The sequence below is a fragment of the Mycolicibacterium pallens genome (assembly GCF_019456675.1).
Taxonomy (GTDB): Bacteria; Actinomycetota; Actinomycetes; order Mycobacteriales; family Mycobacteriaceae; genus Mycobacterium; species Mycobacterium crocinum.
On the sequence record NZ_CP080333.1, the window covers coordinates 5,963,993 to 5,981,405 of the forward strand.

A 17,413-nucleotide genomic window follows, 5' to 3' on the forward strand; every position below is an offset into this window, starting at 1 on the left:
ACGTGACCGCGACCCTGGACATTCCCGAGCAGAATGCCGACCTGGTGCTCGAGCAGAGTGCCGACGACTATTGGAACCACTACCAACTGACGTTCGCGCTCTACAGCGTCAGCGACCGCGCCATCCCGTCTGCATTCGACGGCCTCAAGCCGGGCCAGCGGCGTCTGCTCTATCAGATGCACGACTCGAGGCTGCTGCCAGGCAACAAGCCGCAGAAGTCCTCCAAGGTCTGTTCGGCGGTCACCGGCAACCTGCACCCCCACGGCGGCGCATCGATGTACGGGGCGGCCGCGTTGATGGCCGCCGAGTTCCAGCGCGTGAAAGTCATTGACGGCCAAGGCGCTTTCCCGCGCATCCAAGGCGACATCCCCGCCGCCGACCGCTACACCGAGATGCGGTTGTCCGCACCCGGCGCGGCGCTGACCGCTGAACTCGACGACCACGCGGTCCCGATGGTCGCGACGTTCGACGGCGAGTGGACAGAACCGACGATGCTGCCGGCCCAGTGGCCGGTGCTGCTGTGCAACGGCGCCGTCGGCATCGCCGAGGGCTGGGCCACCAAGGTCCCCGCGCACAACCCCCGCGAGGTCATGGCCGCCTGCCGTGCGCTGCTCAAAACGCCGAACATGACCGACGACAGACTGGTGAAACTCATTCCCGGCCCCGACTGGGGCTGTGGGGCGACCGTGGTCGGCACGGCCGGACTGCGGGAGTACATCACCACCGGCCGGGGCGCGTTCACCGTACGCGGCACGGTGAGTGTCGACGGCAAGAACTGCATCATCACCGAACTGCCGCCAGGTGTCGCGAGTAACACTGTGCAGGAACGGATTCGGGCGTTGGTCGAGTCCGGCGAGATGTCGGGTGTGGCCGACATGTCGGACCTCACCGATCGCCGCAACGGGCTGCGGATCGTGGTCACCGCCAAGCGCGGACACAGCGCCGAGGACATCCGTGAGCAACTGCTGGCGTTGACCCCGCTGGAGTCGACCTTCGCCGCCAGTCTGGTCGCCCTCGACGAGAATCGGGTGCCGCGCTGGTGGTCGGTGCGCGAACTGATCTCCGCGTTCCTGCATCTGCGGGACTCGGTGGTGCTGCACCGTAGCGAGTATCGGCTGGAGAAGGTCACCGCCCGTCGGCATTTGGTCGCCGGTCTGATGACGATCCACCTCGACATCGACGCCGCCGTTGCCGTGATTCGCGGCTCGGACACCGTTGACGAGGCGCGCCAGGGATTGCAGGAGCGGTTCGCGATCGACGCTGTGCAGGCCGATTATGTTCTGGCACTGCAACTTCGACGGCTCACGAAGCTCGATGTCATCGAACTGCGGGCCGAAGCGGAGAAGCTTGACGCCGAGTTCGCCGAACTGACCGAGCTGGTGTCCAACCCCGACGCACGCCGAAAGGTGATCGACGAGGAGCTCGTCGAAACCGCCAAACTGTTCAAGGGACCGGAGTTCGACCGGCGGACCGTGCTGGATGCCGAGGCCACTCCGGTGACGTCGAACGCCGACGAGGACGGCCCTCGCGAACGAAAGGTGAACGCCGCCTGGCGCCTCGACGATCGCGGGGTGTTCTCCGACAGTCACGGCGAGCTGCTCACCTCAGGACTCGGATGGGCGGTGTGGACCGACGGGCGGGTGAAGTTCACCACCGGAAACGGTCTGCCCTACAAGATTCGCGACATTCCGGTGGCGCCGGACATCACCGGGCTGTTGAGTTCGGGGGTGCTCCCGCTCGGCTACCACCTGGCGCTGGTGACGCGGCGGGGCAAGATATTGCGTATCGACCCTGCTGCGGTGAACCCGCAGGGCGCTGCGGGTAACGGCGTGGCCGGGATAAAGCTGGGCGGTGACGGTGACGAGGTGATCGCCGCACTGCCGGTGTCGTGCGGCAACGGCGAGGCGATCCTGTCGGTGGCCGAAAAGAGTTGGAAGGTAACCGAAGTCGCTGACATTCCGGTCAAAGGCCGTGGCGGCGCAGGCGTCGGATTCCATCCGTTCGTGAAGGGCGAGGATGCCCTGCTGTCGGCGTCGATATCCGCGACCGGTTACGTGCGCGGCAAGCGGTCCGTGCGCGCCGAGAATCGCGCGAAGGCCTCGATCAAGGGGTCCGGGACGGATGTGACTCCGGCGGACCAACCGGTGTGATCGGCCTCGGTTCCGACAGAAAGGGCGGCAGATGACTTCGCAGATCCCGGCAACGACGCGCTCTCGGCACATTCTCGCGCTTGTCGTATCGCTCATCGCTGTCGCCGTGGTAGCCGCGCTGGGCGGGCTCGCCTCTGCTGGTGCCGCGAGCGAGTACGGACGGCTCACACAACCCGATTGGGCACCACCGCCCAACGTTTTCGGACCGGTGTGGACCGTCTTGTACGCGCTGATGGCGATCGCCGCCTGGCTCGTGTGGCGGGCGGACTCCCGATTCGGCAACCCGGCGATCATCCTGTACGCCGCACAACTGATCCTGAACCTGGTCTGGTCACCGTTGTTCTTCGGCCTCGGCTGGCGTGGTGTAGCACTCGCGGACATCCTGCTGCTCGACGTAGTCCTGGCCGCCACCATTGCGCTGTTCTGGAAGGCCAACCGCACGGCTGCCGCGCTGCTCATCCCATACTTCGCGTGGAGCCTCTTCGCGACGGTCCTGAACTACTCGGTGTGGTCGCTGAACAGCTGACCATTCTCGGGATCGGGGCTGGCGAGCACCAATGTGGCGGTGATACCCGCGGGCTAACCGTCCGCCCGCTCGCCGATGAACTCGACCCCGGCGGTGATCGCGGGGCGGTGGCGCAACACCCGATAGTGGGCCAGTCGGCCGAGCCCTTTTGTGGTCAGGAGCCGTGCGCCTCGCCACGCCGCGGCCAGACGCTGACTGGCGGCATACGGGCTGTCCGGATCGTCGGGGTCGTGGATGAGAAGCAACGGAGGGTAGTCGGCCCGTCGAGCGAGGCGGGTCATGTTGGTCTCATGCAGCGGCATGGCGATTCGCTTTTCCAGACGACGGTGTAGGCCCGCGCGGATCCGGCGGCCGAAGCCATGGCGTGCGGCGAACAGGTCGAGGTACAGCGGAAAATCGCCCATCGGCGCGAAGAAGACCAGGCGTCCTACCGGCGCGCCCTGCGCCGCCGCCAATGCCGTCGCGTTCGCGCCCAGCGAGTGAGCGACCACCGCGTGAGCGGGCCCATGGGTCTCGATTACGGCCGCGATCGCATCGGCACACTCGGTGGCTGTGGTGCGTCCGGGAGCGAGCTCACCCGGATCGGATTCGTTGTGGCTCGGCAGGTCGAACGCGACCACCCGATACCCGGCCTCGACCAGCGGTTTGACGAACATGGCCAGATGCGGGCGCTGCCCGCCCCAACCGTGCACCAGATATACCGGCGGTCCCTCGCCCCATTCCTCACCGACGACCCGATGCCCATCCCAGAACGCTTCGATCGGCCGGCCTGGAGACACACCGGGTGGCAAGCGCAGACTCGACTCGAGAACCGGTGGGGTGCACCATAACTCGACCGCCCACCGTGATCCGACCCAGGGCGCCAACCGTTCGAGCCACCAAAACCGTCGGCGTACCGAGTCCTCGATCGGGGGAAGAATGCCGGAGCCCACGACGTCCAGCGGGGGGACCTCGATGCCCTCCCCCGGTGTCGACGCCGGCTGTGGCGCTCCTTCCGTCATGAATTTCGATCGTAGTACGGGCCCGCCCCGGCCGATCCTGTGGGACTGGCGGGCTAGCCGGTGAACCCCTCACCCGCCGTCGAGCGGTCATGGTGGGTGAAGGTCAGCGGAATCTCGCGACCGCGGGCGATCTTGGTGAGCATGGCGATGCGCTCGCGTGCGGCGGCTCCGCTCTTCTTCCTGCGCTCGCGTATCGGGTTGGACCAGGGCAGTTTGTCGGTCACGATCGCGATAGCGACGTTGAGCTTGGTGAGGTTGGTGAAGATCTGCACCCGGCGTTCGAAGTTGTAGCCGAGGGGCTCGAACAGCGTGCCGGCCACCATGGCCTCGATCTGCTTGTATCCGAACACGACTCCTGCGGGAGCCAGGGCGACGCTGGCCGTGATCGTGTTGACGTGCCGGGCGACGATCTTCTTGATCGGGGCGGGGAGTGCCTCGGTCAGCGTCGTCAAGTGGACCGGCCCGGCGATGGCGTCGACGAGTTGAGCGCGCCACGGGGATGGGTTACCGCCCCGGGCCAGAACATAATTCAGTGATTTGATCAGTTCCAGGCCGTTGGGCGAGTGGAGTGCCTCGGGGGCTCCCCACAGCCGGCCGGAGAAGGACGAGTACTCGGCGAGATCCTCGAGCTGTTGCGAGGTCAGCTTGCGCCCGAAGGCGTGGTCCACGAGACGTCCGAGCAGCATGCCGCTGCCGAACCCGAGCAATGACGTCACCGGGATGGGTTCGCCGAACTTGAGGTAGACATCGTCGCCCCACTTGCGGCGCAACCCCTTACTCGCCAGTGCGTGCATTAACCTCACCCGGACCACGTCCTGGAAGGCGTCCGAGTTGCGGTCGAAGATGTCGGGCAATGTGAATTCGGCGAATACGCGGGCGGTTTCGATGAACCGGCGTGGACCGTCGTCGGCGAATCGGCCGGTGGCGCCGGTGGCGGCGGAGATGTCACCGGTCATCGCGGTCTCGTAGAACGCCCACCCGCGGATGATCGTGGTGGCGGCGAACGTGCTCGACATCGCCAGCATCCGGCCTCGTTCGGCGGATTCCAGATCGAACTGGGCGGGCAGGTTATCGAGGTGCTCGAAGAGGTCGACCAACTCCTGCGGCGGATCGTCGAGTGTGTCGATGCCCTGGGTCAACGCCTGCTCGAACAGTGCCCGACCCTGCTCGTGGCCAAGCCGCTCGAACGCCTCGACCACGCCGGTCATGAGTTCGTCGCGCTGCCAGAAGTAATCGTCACGCAGGCGGGTGAGGTCGCTGGGTTCGAGCTCTTTCTCGATGTCGATCCACTCGCCGAAGATGAACTCGCGCATGTAGCGCCACTGGTCGGCGAAGTGGTCACGACCAGGCGGGATCGGCCGCAACGGCCGGTCGGGATGATCACGCCGATTGAAGTCGACGTCCTCGAGGAGGATGTCGGGACGCTCACCAGTCACCGTCATGAAGCGACGTTATCGCGGACGCGACTTTCTGGCAACGTCCGTTGTCAGTTTTGGCCGGGAGCTCAGCCGTCATCGCCGAAATGATCGACGATCGGTGTGTTCCGGACGGACGTGCCGCTGCGCTGGACGGCCGCTAACCCCGGTCTGACGTCGGGGTGCCGTAATCCCACGACAACGTTCGGACCGGGGTCACGCGGATGTAGGCGGCGCCCGGTCTGGGTGCGGTGGGCCATTCGGACTCTGGCACGCCCCGCGCCCGAGCACCTGCCCTGGCGAGCTCGAGTGCTTCACCAGACTCGCGGACGATGCGGGCGCGACCTTGGATCATCACCCCACGGATATCGGCCATCGTGGAGCCGTCTTCGACCATGACGCTCACGTTCGGGTTGCTTTCGATATTGGCCACTTTGCGGGTTCCATCTCGCACACCGAGGATGACGTCTCGGTCGAGGCGGAAGTACCCAAGGGGTACGGAGTGCGGAAAACCATCCGAGTCGATGGTGCTCAGTACCGCCCAGCCCGGACGGCTATCGAGATACGCCGCGACTTCTTCGGCACTGAGTTTTCTTGGCATGGGCAGAGTTAAGCACTCCTCGGCCTCTCAGCGTGAACTGTCGATGGCAGTAACGACGAGCCGGAATGGGCCTTCCTGTTTGTCGAGGATGTAGATGCCAACCCGGTTGATCGTCGACGGGTCCAGCGGCGGTGCCGGTACGGGGTTGAGGAACATGCCCACCGATTCGAAGTTGCCGACGGGCAGGTCGTAGGCCCGCCGGACGCCGGCATCGGTGGTGAAGCGCTGGATGTAGGACCATGGCTGCCCTGTCTCCACTTTCAGGACATAGGTCTTGCCATCCCCCAGTGCTCGCACACTCAGTGACGTCGCACCGCTGGCCCTGGTACCGATCGCGGAGTCGACCGGAGCGCGGGCCGAGGCGAATCCGCCGTTGTTCTCCAGCGAGATGTTGCCCGAGAAGACCAGTCCCCCGTTGCCGAAGGTCACCGACGAGGTGGACCGGCCGCCCATGACTGGATCGTTGACCGTTGTCCAGGCGGCTACCGCGGCAGGATCGCTGAGGTCGGCGAGGACTGCGTCGTCTGCCCGAGCGACCCCGCGGGCGTTTCCGTACGACAGGATCAGTGCCGCCAAGCAGGTGATCGCCAGAGTTGTCCGCGCCCGCCAACGACGTTGGTAAGACCCCATCCCCCCAAAGTAGGGAAGTGAGCGGCGTAGGAGAACGCAACCAGGATTACGAAATTCGAACCGATAACCCAGGCGTGGGTCGCCATGCCCACGCGCGCGGGCGCGTTCGGGATGGTTTCCCAGAACTCGAGGTCGTGGCCGTACACGATCGTCGAGGTCTAGCGTGGGCAGAATGAGCTTGTTCAGCCACGAGGAGTTCCGGGACCCAGCCGACGGCGTGGATGGCGGCGCTGGTGGTGGCGCTGTTGAGCGAGCTCGGGGTGCCGAGGTGGGCGAGTACGGGACGGATGAACCCGTGGTGGTGGGTCCGGGTTTGCCGCCTGAGGATGGTTCGTGCGGTCAGTTCGCTGTGCAGTTTCACGTGTCGACGTCAATGCTGATGGGACTGAAACGTATTGCGGATGTGCGTGGGGTGAGCGTGCCGGAGGTATGCCGGCAAGTGATCGGTGTATTTGTCGCCCAGCAGGAGGGTGAGCTGGGTGCATTGCTTGCCGCCGAGGCCGAAGCGGCTGATTACCGGCCGATGCTCGGATGAGGTCCGGCTACCTCGAATAGCGTTGGCTCTCAACAGCTTCCAGATCACGTTCCCTCGGCCGGAGCCGCGCTCTCCTGGGGGCCATGCCGATTTGCGCCTGCTCGGTCAGTACGCCTCAAGGTCGATATCGAAGAGCGACACCGGCCCGAGGATCACGCCGTTCTCTTCGACGTAGCGGTCCCACAGCGCGAGCAACTCGGCCAGTTTGTCGGGCCGGGCGGCGGCCAGGTCGTCGATTTCGCCGGGATCGCGTGAGAGGTCGTAAAGCTGCCAGGTGCCGGAACCGTAGGGCGTGGGCAGATGAAGCGCCTTCCAATCGCCCTGGCGAATTGCGCGGCGGCCGAACAACTCCCAGCCGGTGCCGGTATCGGCGTCATGCACCGCGTCCTCCTGTCCGGACAGGTAGGGCACCATCGATCGGCCGCGCATCGGCTCGACCTCCCGGCCCTGGTACTCGGTGCCGGGATGCGCGGCACCGGCCAGTTCGAGCAGGGTCGGAGCGATGTCCATGACGGTGGTGAACGCCGTGCCGATCTCCCCCTGCCGGGCGAAGCCCGGCCAGGTGACAAAGCCGACCACTCGGATTCCGCCCTCGGTGGTGAAGGCCTTGTGCAGCCGCGACGGCGCGGTGGCGGCCTGCGCCCAGCGCGGGCCGTACCAGGCCCAGGAGGTGGGAGCGCCGAGGTTGTCCAAACTGTTGTCACAGTGCTTGGCAACGAACGCTTCGATTTCGGGACCGCGCAGCGGCATGGCCTCGACGATCGTTCCCTCCGCGCCGTTGTCCGACAGAAAGATGATGACCGTGTTGTCGAGCTCGTCGGTGCCCTCGAGGTAGTCGATCACCCGGCCGATGTTCCAGTCCATCCTGTCCACCATGGCGGCGTAGACCTCCATGTTGCGGGCGGAAATGGCACGCTCCTCATCGGTCATGTCCGCCCATTCGGGGGCGCCGTCGGCGACCACCGGGTGCGGCTCGACGTCGGATGGACACAGACCCAACCGGACAAGCGCTGCCAGCCGCTCTTCGCGCAATGCGTCCGGTCCGGCGTCGTAGCGGCCGTTATACGCCGCGACCGTTTCCCGTGGTGCGTGCAGCGGCCAGTGCGGCGCCTGGAAGGGCAGGTAGGCGAAGAAGGGCCGGTCTTCACCGTCTTGAGGACGTTCGCGGAGGTACCGCAGCAGCGTGTCGGCGTACGCATCGGACGAGTAGAAGTCCTCGCCTACGGTGACGAACTGATCGTCTTCGGTGAACATCGTCGGGACCGGAGAGAGCCCGCCACCCCCGCGGGTGCCGTAGTGGCTGGCGCCGGCCGGCAGCAGGGCGAAGGAGCGGTCGAATCCCCGTGCCCACGGCGACCTCTCGATCGTGTCGCCCAGATGCCACTTGCCCGACATCAGCGTCAGGTAACCGGCGTCGCGCAGAAGTTCGGGCAGCGCCACGACCCGGTCGTTCAGATATCCCTCGTAGCCGGGGGCCCCGCGGAACTCAGGGGCGGCCATCTCGAGCATGGTGCCGATTCCGGCGACGTGGTGATCGGTTCCGGTCAGCAGCATCGCCCTCGTCGGCGAACAGGCCGGAGCGGAATGGAAATCGGTGAGCCTGATGCCCGCGTGGGCCAGTCGGTCCAGATTGGGTGTGTTGATTTCACCGCCGAAGGAGCCGATGTCAGAGAACCCGAGGTCGTCGGCCACGATGACCAGAAAGTTGGGGCGTGTCACGCTGAAGCATCCTGTCACGCCCGCCCAAGACCCGTCGTTGTTCAGCCCTGGTCCGCACCAGCTGATCGGTCAGTTGATGATCTCGCCTCGTTCATCGGCGCGGAGCTCGGCAAGCCGGTCTTTCCACGTCTGTAACGCCTCCGGAGTCAACCGCGTCCAGTCGACGACTTCACGCACCACCCGAAGCGGTTCTCGGCTCCGGAACGACCGCGTGGGGTTACCCGGAAACTTCTTGTCCGTGACGTTGGGGTCATTCTCGAAGGGTCCGGTGGGCTCGACTTCGTAGACATGAGGCGTCGACCCGTCCAGCGTGGCCAGCTCTGCCGCCAGTCCAGCCCCGTCGCGCAGGGCGGTGAAGTAGATGTGATTCATGACGACCTCCGGCCGGTAGTTCGAGTTGAACCCGGCCCGCAGGAGATCTCCCGGCTGCAGCTGCGCCTTCGTGCCATGAAAGAACGGGCCCTCGTCAAGCACTTCACTCATGTTCGCCCCCTGATATCCGCGATTTACCCTCGGCAAGAACGGCTTTCGCACCGAAAGATGTGAGCGATTCGATGCGCCGCCGGACGATTGTGCAGCAGGTCAGGGGTCTTGCCGCAAGGCCCCCTCCCGGCCCTATAGTGAGGTTGGGAGGGTTCGCGGCAGGATTCAGGAAACCGTGACGTGGACGTGGTTGAAGTGGTTGGCCACCCGCCACATCGTGTACGACACCCCGAAGCGTTCGGCCTGACTTTGGACGTCGGCGTTGATCGCATCGCCCAGTGCCATATCGGAACCGATCATGATGTCGATGGCGTGGCCGCTCGGGTGATCGGGAAGGGCGTCTGCGCGCACGCCACCGATGGACTGCACACTGGGGAAGGTCGCGATGATGTACGCGGCGAGGGTGCGGGCGTTGGGGACCAGACCGCTCATCCCGACGGTGGGGATCGCACCGCCCGGGCCCAAGAGAGCCTGCTGGGCGGCCGGCAGCGCGTAATAGGTCGCCCGGACCAGCCTGACCTGGCCCTCGACCTCCGACTGCTTTTTCTCCAGATCAGCGCGCACGGCCGCCGCAGCATCGGCGGCCTCTTTGGCCGTGGCCGCCGATTCGGCAGAAGCCGCCGCGGCGACCTCTGCCCGCTGCTTGGCGTTGCGGAAGGTCTTGAGCTGGCCTGACATCTGGTCGGTAATTGCTCGCTGGAAGGCCAGCTCGTCGATGAGGCGCTGTGGCGACGCGGCCGTGAAGAATGCGCTCACGCTATCGGTGCGCCCGCCGGCGTAGAAGGCCGCCGCGGCTTTGTCGACGGTCCCCTGGTAGTCGGCCAGCTGCGCCTGGGTGGATTCGAGCACCGCCACATCGTCAGCGTGCTTGCGCTCCGCGTCGGCCTGCAGCTGCACCTTCTTCTCGAGGTCCAGCTGGACGGACTGGGCGGTTTCGATGAGCTGCTGCGCCTGCTTGGTCAACTCGTTGAGCTTGGCCAGGTCGTCCACTTCCGGCTCGGCCAACGCCGAGCCGACCGACGATAGGCCGAGGGCGGTGACGATCATGATCGCTCCCGCTGCCCTGCTCGGGCCCGATTTCGGCGCGAAAGGCCGGTGGAACTTCACGACTGCGCATCCTTTGACTGCCGCCGACGTCATCTTCGTCGGACTGCCGACCCGTATGCCTAAGGTCTCGGAAAGGTTACGAAACGGTGCGGAGGTTGTCCAACCGTGCCGAACTACCGGACCACGAGCACCGAGCATTCGGCGTGATGAATGAGGTTCTGGGCGACCGAGCCGAGGACCGACCCCGCCAGCCTCCCCCGGCCGTGACTGCCGACGACCACCAGTTGAGCCTCCCGCGACAGATCGGTGAGCCCTTTCGCGGGACTGATGTCCTGAAAGACCTTGACGACGTGGGCGTTCGGATATTTCCGCGCCAGCGGTTGCACCAACTCGTCCATCCGTCGGCGCTGTCGGGTCTCCAAAACATCCAGCAGCTGCCAGTCCATGTTCCCTTCGCCACCGAGATCGCCCATCCCGACCGCGGCGTCGATCTCCCACATGTGCGCGACCGTCAGCTGCGCACGCAGCGCGCGGGCGATGTCGAACGCTTCCGCGAGCGCGCGGCCGGACGCCTCGGAGTCGTCGACTCCGACCACGACCGGCAACGGCTTGCCGGTCCGCTTGGCGACGGGGGCTCGCCAGACGACGACCGGACACTGGGCCTGATGGACGGTTCGCACGGCATGGCCGCCCAGCGCTCGATGGTCCGCCGCACCGGTGCCCACCACGAGCAGTCGCGCTTCTTGCGAAGGATCAGCCAGGGCAGTCGCAACTGCTGCCTTGACCGTCGACGTGCTGACCGTGAGATCGGGATGCGCCGCCCGAACGTCCGCTTCCGCCCTCGCGAGCACCTCATCACGGTTGTCATCGGGTTAGGTGGGTGCTTCGGCAACGGTGAAATGCCAGTCGTGTCGCGGGACCGCGTGCAGCAACGTCAGCGGCAGGGACTCTGCGGTGGCCAACTGAGCGGCCCAGCGGGCAGCGCCGAGGGAGGCGTCCGATCCGTCGATACCGACGACGATGGGCTGTTCTAGGGCAGCGGTGGTCATGAGTTTCTCCTATGTCAAGCCGCTGCTGTTTGGCAAGGCTGAGTTCGATTTCTGTGATCGGTGTGGAGATGGCTGTAGACGACGCGGGCCAGTCGGCGTTTGAGGCAGCGCAGGGCCTCGGTGCTGGAATCGCCTTGTGCGAGTCGGTGTCGGTAGTAGGTCTGTCCGAGGCCGGGAAGGCGGATCTGGGTGACGGCGATGCGGTGCAGGGCGGCGTTGAGTTGGCGGTTGCCCGTGCGGGTCATGCGGACCCGTCCGGCGGTATTGCCCGACCACACAGGAATCGGCGCCACACCGCTGTGACGGGCGAAAGCCGCCTCGCTTTTGAAGCGGGTCACCCCGGCGGTTTCACCGATGATCTTGCCCGTGGTCAGTTCCCCGCACCCCGGCATCGCCAGCAGCACCGGGGCGATGACCCGCACGCGTTCACCGATCCGCTTGGCTAGCGCATCGATCTGTTCGGTCAGCCGGGTGATGTCGGCCAGCTCGTCGCGGGCGAGCTCGGCGACCAGACCGGGCACCGTCGCCAGCCAGTCGCCCAACAGCGTGCGATGCTTGGCGAGATCCAACGAACCCGGCTTGGGAGTCCGACTGGGATCCAACTCATGAACCCGCCACAACAATCGATTGATCGTCGATGTGCGTTGCCCGACAAGGTCTTCGCGTCGATCTACTAACAACTTCAACTCCCGCGACACCTCATCATGGGAGGCGATCGGCAGATCGGGCTCCCGTAAGTAGGCCCGCGCCACGGCCAGCGCATCGATCGGGTCAGACTTACCCCGGGTGCGCGCCGAGGCTCTGGCATAGGCCATCAACTTCGGCGGTACCCGGACCACCTTCTGATCAGCGGTCAGCAGATCTCGCTCCAGCCGCGCTGACAGGTGCCGGCAATCTTCGATCGCCCACACCACCTCGACGCCGAACTGGGATCGGACCCACTGCACCGCCTGACGGTGCCCGTCAGTGGTGGCCTTGACCACCTTCTCCCCGAGCTTGCGGCCCACCTCGTCGACGGCGACGAAGGTGTGCGTGCGCTTGTGTACATCGGCTCCAACAACAACCATGGTGGTTGCCTCCATTCACTGTGAGGTGACGGTTGGGCCGGTCGGCGGACACATCTCAGTGGGGGCGATGCCACGCTCCTATCAAGTCACGCCGGCCGGTCCTTCACACCTGATGCCGACAAAACGCATGCACGCCAACCCGAAGGCGGCACCGAGACTACGAGCCAGACACCAGGTGATCAGGATCCAACCACCGCAACAGCGGCGACTTCACCTTGACACTGAGCCGAGAGTATGGGTGAGATCTATTGGGAGGCCGTCGGCCGGTGTCGGCCCGGTCCCCCACGTCATCGTCGGTTGGTATCCGCGCGGCACCGACCAGCGGAAGTTGCGGAGCAGATGATGCATGGTCACTTTCACCGACATGTCCGCGAACTGCTGGCCGATGCACTTGTGGGCTCCGCCCCCGAACGGCGCGAACGCGTAGCGGTGAACAAGCCCCGGGTCAGCGCCCGCGGTGAAGCGTCCGGGGTCGAATGTGTCCGGATTGGGAAACCAGTCGGCCAGCCGCATCGAGGCGTACACGTTGACGGCGACCTGCGTCTTGCGGGGAACGAAATGGCCCAGGATCTCGGTGTCGCGCATCGTCTGACGAAACAGCGTCCCGGCGGGGGCGTACATGCGCAGGACCTCGTTGAAGGCGGCGTCGAGTGCCGGATAGCCGTCCAAGTCGGCGATCGTGAGCGCTGGGTTGGGCTTGGCGATCGCTTCGTCACGTAATAGGTCCTGCCACAGTCGGTTTCGGCCCAATTCGAAGATCAGCATCGATAATGCGATCGCTGTGGTGTCGTGGGCCGCCATCAGGAGAAAGATCATGTGGTTGACGATGTCGGCGTCGCTGAATCGAGCGCCGTCGTCGGATTCGCTGCGACACAGCATGGAGAACAGGTCCGTGCCGTCGCCCTGCTTGCGTGCCGGAAGCTGTTCGTAGAAGTAGCGCTGCAAGCGCTCGCGGGCGCGCATGCCGCGCGCCCAGGCGCCGCCGGGCACGTCCGCACGGATGACGGCTTGGCCGCCACACACGGTGTCGTGGAAGTCGCTCAGTAGGCGGTCGGTTTCCGCGCCGAGTGAGGTGCCCACGAACACTTCGGCGGCTTGCCTGAGCAAGAGGCGCTTGACCATGGGATAGCACGGAAAGCTCTGTGCGGCAGGCCATGTGTCCACGTCGCGCGCGATACCCGGCCGCATCAGCTCGAGGTATCCATCGAGAGCCGAGCGGGTGAAGGCTTGTTGCATGATGCGCCGGTGGTCCCGATGCTCGGCGAAGTCGAGAAGCATGATCCCGCGGTGGAAGAACGGCCCGATGACGGGAGCCCACCCGCGTTCGCTGGAGAAGGCTTTGTCCCGGTTGATCCACACGCGTTCCAGCGCATCGGGACCTAGCAAGGTGACGACCTTGAATCCCACCCCGCCCGCCCACGAGACGGGCCCGTACTTGTCGTATCGGCTTCGCGCGAAGTCGAGCGGCTGTGTCATCGAGCTCAAGACGTGGCCCAACACCGGAGCTCCGTAGTTGCCCATCACGGGTTTGAGGCCTGAGCCAACTGGTGGATCCGCAAGTGGGCGGGCAGGACTCGGGAACCGAGACGTCAGCGACGCGGCCGCCGATTGAAGGAGGTGTTTCGCTTCCGCTCGGTTCAACGTCGTCATCGGTCGATCCGCTCCAGATAAGCGCGGCGCCGTTCCTCGTCGTAGTGGCCGGGCGGCTCGTATCGGGTGGCGACCTGTTTGAGCCAGCGCAGCAAGGGTTCCGGCGTCATCTCTTCGATGGCGCCGATCGGTGCCAGCCAGCGAGGGACAGTGATCTCGTCGCGTGGTTTGACCGCGCTGTCTGCGATCACCGCGGCGATCTGCTCGGGCTGGCGAGTAGGTAACAGGTCGAGCGTGACGCCTGCGGTCAGCTCGGTGTGTACCGCGGTCGGCAACACTGTGGTGAGTGTGACCGCCGTGTCGGCGAGTTCGGCACGCAGCGACCGGGATAACGCCGCGACCGCATACTTGGTGGCGCAATACACCGAGATTCCGGGCGTCGTCACCTTGGCCGCCATGGACGCGACGTTGACGATGTGTCCCCGATCGCGGTTCACCATGCCGGGCAGGAAGACGTGCAGTCCGTTGATGACGCCGATGAGGTTGACGGCGACGTCGCGGTGATAGGCGGCGAGCTTCTGGTCGACGAAGTGGCCCATGTACTGGATGCCCGCGTTGTTGACCAGCATGTCGATCGGGCCTGATTCGCTTGCAGCGCTATGGAAACCGGCGACGCTCTTCTCGTCGGTGACGTCAAGGTGCGCGGCTCGTGCGCCGATGTCGGCCGCCGCCCGTTCGGCCTCCTCAAGGTCGAGGTCTCCGATCCATACGTGTGCTCCGCGGGCGGCGAGGGCAGCGGCCGTCGCCCGCCCGATGCCCCGAGCTCCTCCGGTATCACACAGACGACAGCACCGTCGAGATCGATCATGACGGCTCGACCTCGTCGGCGAAGTCGCGCAGCGCGAAGTAGGCGATCAAGCGAATTTCACCGCTGCGCATCGTCAAGAGTGCGCGTCCCAGGTACAGGCCGGGCAGCAGTTCCACGATCTCGTCGCGGGTGCGCTTGATGGGGAAGGTTCGGACGCTGGGGTTGCGGTAGCCGCTTGGGCCGTAGTCGAGTGCGCGGACTTCGACGTACGGTGCGATGGCTGCAGTCTCGATGCGGTGGTTGAAGTGGAAGCCCATCATCTCGTTTCCGGCACGCCGCAGTCCGCGGTAGAGGGGCGCGATGACCGGCATCGCGAGTCGGGACAGCGGGGAGAGTCTGTTGAATCCGGTGGTGGCGTCGAACGTCTTGCCGCGCCAGATCGGATCGATCTTCATCAGCGGATTCGCCAGGTGCGCTTCGGGGATTCCGAAGAGGTTCCCGACGATCAGCCCTTCGAGGGCGCCCTGGGGTCCATCGGGGGAGCGGCCGCGGCCGAATAAGGCTTGCAGCTGGTCGCGCCGGCCCGCGTCTCCGAGTTCGCGGAGGTAGTCCCAGCCCTGTCGACGCGCGAGGGTGGGCGACGTCAGCGCCAGTTGCCTCAGATCGTTCAGCACTGAGGTCGTCGCTGGTGGTGTGTCCTCGATGTAGGTGGCAGCGGCGGTCATTGCATCTCCTCTTTTGGCACGAAATCGTGCCTAAATCATCTGGTTCGAAACCGTGCCAGAATGTGGGGGTGATGTCAACGGCCCCGGATGGATCGCCGCCCGTCGAGTGCGACGATCTACCGATGCCCGCTGCGCAGCGCTCGTATGGCGGTCGGACGGCCGACGCGCGCCGAACGGCTCGTCAGGCGAGCTTGCGTGAGACAGCGCTCGACATCATGGCGGCGAATGAGTGGCGGACGGCCACCGTCGACAAGGTGTGCGCCGCCGCCGGCCTGAACAAGCGGTACTTCTACGAGAGCTTCACCGATCTCGATGCGCTGGCCGCCGCGGTCGTCGATGCGATCGCCGACGACGTGCGGGAGGCGACGCTGGCCGCCGTGGCGGGAACCGAGGGTCAACCGCTGGAATACCAAGCGTTTGTCGGGGTCAGTGCTGCGGTCCGCACTCTCGTCGAAGACCCGCGGCGAGCGCGGGTGTTGCTGGGCGGGGTCGCCGCGTCGTCAGCGTTTCTCGATCATCGCGTTGCGGTGATGCATGATCTCACCGGAGTGTTGATCGAACATGGGCGCAGAGTGCACGACGTTGCGCTGGAACGTGATCCGCTGGCGAAGGTCGCGCCGGCGTTCATCGTGGGCGGCTCCGCCGATGCGATCCTGGCCTGGGTGAACGGCGCCATTGACGTCACGCTGGACGAGCTCATCGCACAACTCGCCACGCTGTGGCTGATCACCGGCAATGGTGCGGCCGAAATCGCGCGCGGGCGAGCCTGATTCGCGGCTACCCCGTGTGCGCGACGATTGCCTGAGCTATCACGTTGTCCGCGCCATCGACGGATATGTCGTAGACGTCTTGCTCACCGAGGCTGGTGATCTCCACGATCTCGTCCCAGAACACGTCGCTGGTGGCCAGGTCGTGAAGGTGGCGATCTTCGAGGACTATGGCGACGTTGTGTAGCCGGCCGCGGCTCGGTGAGCGCTTCCACATAGCGGATCCGCAGAAGCGGGAATTCATCGCAGCCGCGAATTGCCGCTGCGTGATGGCGTTCTCAGCCATCACTGAGCGAACGCTGGTCCATACGGCCGCGGGGATTGTGTCTAGGTTCGTGTTACGTTGCACGACTTCTAGTTTGGTGATCAGCGCCTCGGCTGCGGCGTCCTTCGCGCCATGAACTCCGATGTGCCGCAAGAACCGCAATTGGTTCTCGGCGCCATAGATACAGAGGTGCCAACCGTCCCGGTATCCGGCCTTTCGTACCCGTTTGATCCGCGAAAAGACTTCGAAGCGCAGCAGCAGTTGCGCGACATCGTCGATAAGCCGTCGGCTGGTCGAGGCGTAATACAATTTGCCGCCGCCAGCACGTGAATCCCAACTCACATGCCCGTCCGTCGCCCAGAGATGCCTCAAGAACAAGCCGACCTTGACTTCAGAGAGCGCGAAGATTCCTGCGGGAACGAACTTTTCGTAGCTTCGTAAGCCGAACAGGCCAAGCCCGTCAAGCCACGCCGCAATGGGATTGCGCTTGCCATGAGTCAGGTGATAGGGCGCTGGCAAGCGGAGCGTAGTCACCCGAGCAGCGGGATAGTCGTCCCGAATCGCCGTAACGCCGAAGTGCCGCGCGGCGATGCTGACGGCCGCGAGACTCTCCTCATCAATGCTCGCGTAGCGTATCGGCTGGCGCTTGACGCATGAACCATCTCCGATCATGTGGGCCAAGAGGATAACTTCAGCGTCGACCATCCGTTGTGGATGGAGCGGATCCGGAACGCGGCGCGCCACCGCGATACGGTCCCCAATCGAAGCGCCTATCAACGTGATTGGACCATCGAGGGTCATCAATAATTGATCGCCAGTAGCGTCTACCTCACGGCCAGAGGCCAATCGTAGACGGAATACCTCGGCATGGCGGCTGGCAGCCACGCCAGCGACGTCCCTCGCCACCATTCGCTTGCGGTGGCCCATCGACCAAACAACCGGACACTCGCCACTCAGTGCTAGCTCACCGATCGTCATCTCAGAGCCGTTGTCGGCCCGGAGGATCCGCGCGGATGCCGCCAGTGCCATCAGGGC

At 65.2% G+C, this 17,413-nt stretch carries 18 protein-coding genes; 4 read left to right on the plus strand and 14 right to left on the minus strand.

The window, feature by feature from the left end; all coding sequences use genetic code 11:
• The first annotated feature begins 2 nt into the window (after positions 1-2).
• Together K0O64_RS29140 and K0O64_RS29145 are read left to right on the plus strand one after the other, a co-directional pair.
• Positions 3-2,150 (plus strand): DNA gyrase subunit A, encoded by a 2,148-nt coding sequence (locus tag K0O64_RS29140; protein WP_096312592.1) that lies wholly within the window; start codon positions 3-5, stop codon positions 2,148-2,150.
• A gap of 31 nt (positions 2,151-2,181) precedes the next feature.
• Positions 2,182-2,676 (plus strand): TspO/MBR family protein, encoded by a 495-nt coding sequence (locus tag K0O64_RS29145; protein ID WP_096312593.1) that lies wholly within the window; start codon positions 2,182-2,184, stop codon positions 2,674-2,676.
• A 53-nt stretch (positions 2,677-2,729) separates the two neighbouring features.
• Here the strand turns inward: K0O64_RS29145 and K0O64_RS29150 are convergent, their stop codons facing one another.
• From K0O64_RS29150 to K0O64_RS29165, 4 genes are all read right to left on the minus strand, one after another.
• Positions 2,730-3,677 carry an alpha/beta fold hydrolase gene (locus K0O64_RS29150; protein ID WP_096312594.1) on the minus strand — a complete coding sequence of 316 codons (948 nt, stop codon included), beginning with the start codon at positions 3,675-3,677 and terminating at the stop codon, positions 2,730-2,732.
• A gap of 53 nt (positions 3,678-3,730) precedes the next feature.
• Entirely contained in the window at positions 3,731-5,119 is a 1,389-nt protein-coding gene (locus K0O64_RS29155) for an oxygenase MpaB family protein (RefSeq protein WP_096312595.1), read from the minus strand.
• Between the two features lie 133 nt (positions 5,120-5,252).
• Positions 5,253-5,693: a pyridoxamine 5'-phosphate oxidase family protein gene (locus K0O64_RS29160; protein WP_071948422.1), complete on the minus strand. Its 441-nt coding sequence runs from the start codon at positions 5,691-5,693 to the stop codon at positions 5,253-5,255.
• Between the two features lie 27 nt (positions 5,694-5,720).
• Complete coding sequence (locus K0O64_RS29165) at positions 5,721-6,323, minus strand: CIA30 family protein (protein ID WP_071948421.1); 603 nt, start codon at positions 6,321-6,323, stop codon at positions 5,721-5,723.
• Positions 6,324-6,495: 172 nt separating this feature from the next.
• On the opposite strand from K0O64_RS29165, the gene K0O64_RS29170 reads away from it, so the two are divergent.
• A complete protein-coding gene (locus K0O64_RS29170; RefSeq protein ID WP_071948420.1) occupies positions 6,496-6,858 on the plus strand; it encodes a hypothetical protein in 363 nt (120 codons plus the stop codon).
• Positions 6,859-6,963: 105 nt separating this feature from the next.
• On the opposite strand, the gene K0O64_RS29175 is transcribed toward K0O64_RS29170, so the two are convergent.
• The 9 genes from K0O64_RS29175 to K0O64_RS29210 form a co-directional block, all read right to left on the minus strand.
• Positions 6,964-8,577, minus strand: coding sequence for an arylsulfatase (locus K0O64_RS29175; RefSeq protein ID WP_096312596.1), 1,614 nt, complete (start codon positions 8,575-8,577; stop codon positions 6,964-6,966).
• Between the two features lie 69 nt (positions 8,578-8,646).
• Positions 8,647-9,060: an NAD(+)--rifampin ADP-ribosyltransferase gene (gene arr / locus K0O64_RS29180; protein ID WP_071948418.1), complete on the minus strand. Its 414-nt coding sequence runs from the start codon at positions 9,058-9,060 to the stop codon at positions 8,647-8,649.
• Positions 9,061-9,225: 165 nt separating this feature from the next.
• Positions 9,226-10,107 (minus strand): coiled-coil domain-containing protein, encoded by an 882-nt coding sequence (locus tag K0O64_RS29185; RefSeq protein ID WP_071948417.1) that lies wholly within the window; start codon positions 10,105-10,107, stop codon positions 9,226-9,228.
• Between the two features lie 173 nt (positions 10,108-10,280).
• Complete coding sequence (locus K0O64_RS29190) at positions 10,281-10,958, minus strand: universal stress protein (RefSeq protein ID WP_225933579.1); 678 nt, start codon at positions 10,956-10,958, stop codon at positions 10,281-10,283.
• A gap of 21 nt (positions 10,959-10,979) precedes the next feature.
• Positions 10,980-11,156: a universal stress protein gene (locus K0O64_RS30015; protein ID WP_225933580.1), complete on the minus strand. Its 177-nt coding sequence runs from the start codon at positions 11,154-11,156 to the stop codon at positions 10,980-10,982.
• Between the two features lie 14 nt (positions 11,157-11,170).
• The gene (locus K0O64_RS29195) at positions 11,171-12,238 is read right to left on the minus strand and encodes an IS110 family RNA-guided transposase (protein ID WP_425574818.1); all 1,068 of its coding nucleotides are present in this window, start codon (positions 12,236-12,238) and stop codon (positions 11,171-11,173) included.
• A 195-nt stretch (positions 12,239-12,433) separates the two neighbouring features.
• Positions 12,434-13,873, minus strand: a complete 1,440-nt coding sequence (locus K0O64_RS29200) for a cytochrome P450 (protein ID WP_096312597.1) — start codon at positions 13,871-13,873, stop codon at positions 12,434-12,436.
• Entirely contained in the window at positions 13,870-14,655 is a 786-nt protein-coding gene (locus K0O64_RS29205) for an SDR family NAD(P)-dependent oxidoreductase (protein WP_099973843.1), read from the minus strand. Before K0O64_RS29205 ends, K0O64_RS29200 begins: the two co-directional genes overlap by 4 nt.
• Positions 14,656-14,677: 22 nt before the next feature.
• The gene (locus K0O64_RS29210; RefSeq protein WP_096312598.1) at positions 14,678-15,346 is read right to left on the minus strand and encodes a hypothetical protein; all 669 of its coding nucleotides are present in this window, start codon (positions 15,344-15,346) and stop codon (positions 14,678-14,680) included.
• A gap of 122 nt (positions 15,347-15,468) precedes the next feature.
• Between K0O64_RS29210 and K0O64_RS29215 the strand changes: the two genes are divergently transcribed.
• Positions 15,469-16,116: a transcriptional regulator gene (locus K0O64_RS29215; protein ID WP_096313064.1), complete on the plus strand. Its 648-nt coding sequence runs from the start codon at positions 15,469-15,471 to the stop codon at positions 16,114-16,116.
• A 7-nt stretch (positions 16,117-16,123) separates the two neighbouring features.
• Here the strand turns inward: K0O64_RS29215 and K0O64_RS30230 are convergent, their stop codons facing one another.
• The gene (locus tag K0O64_RS30230; RefSeq protein WP_096312599.1) at positions 16,124-17,407 is read right to left on the minus strand and encodes an LAGLIDADG family homing endonuclease; all 1,284 of its coding nucleotides are present in this window, start codon (positions 17,405-17,407) and stop codon (positions 16,124-16,126) included.
• Between the last annotated feature and the right edge of the window lie 6 nt (positions 17,408-17,413).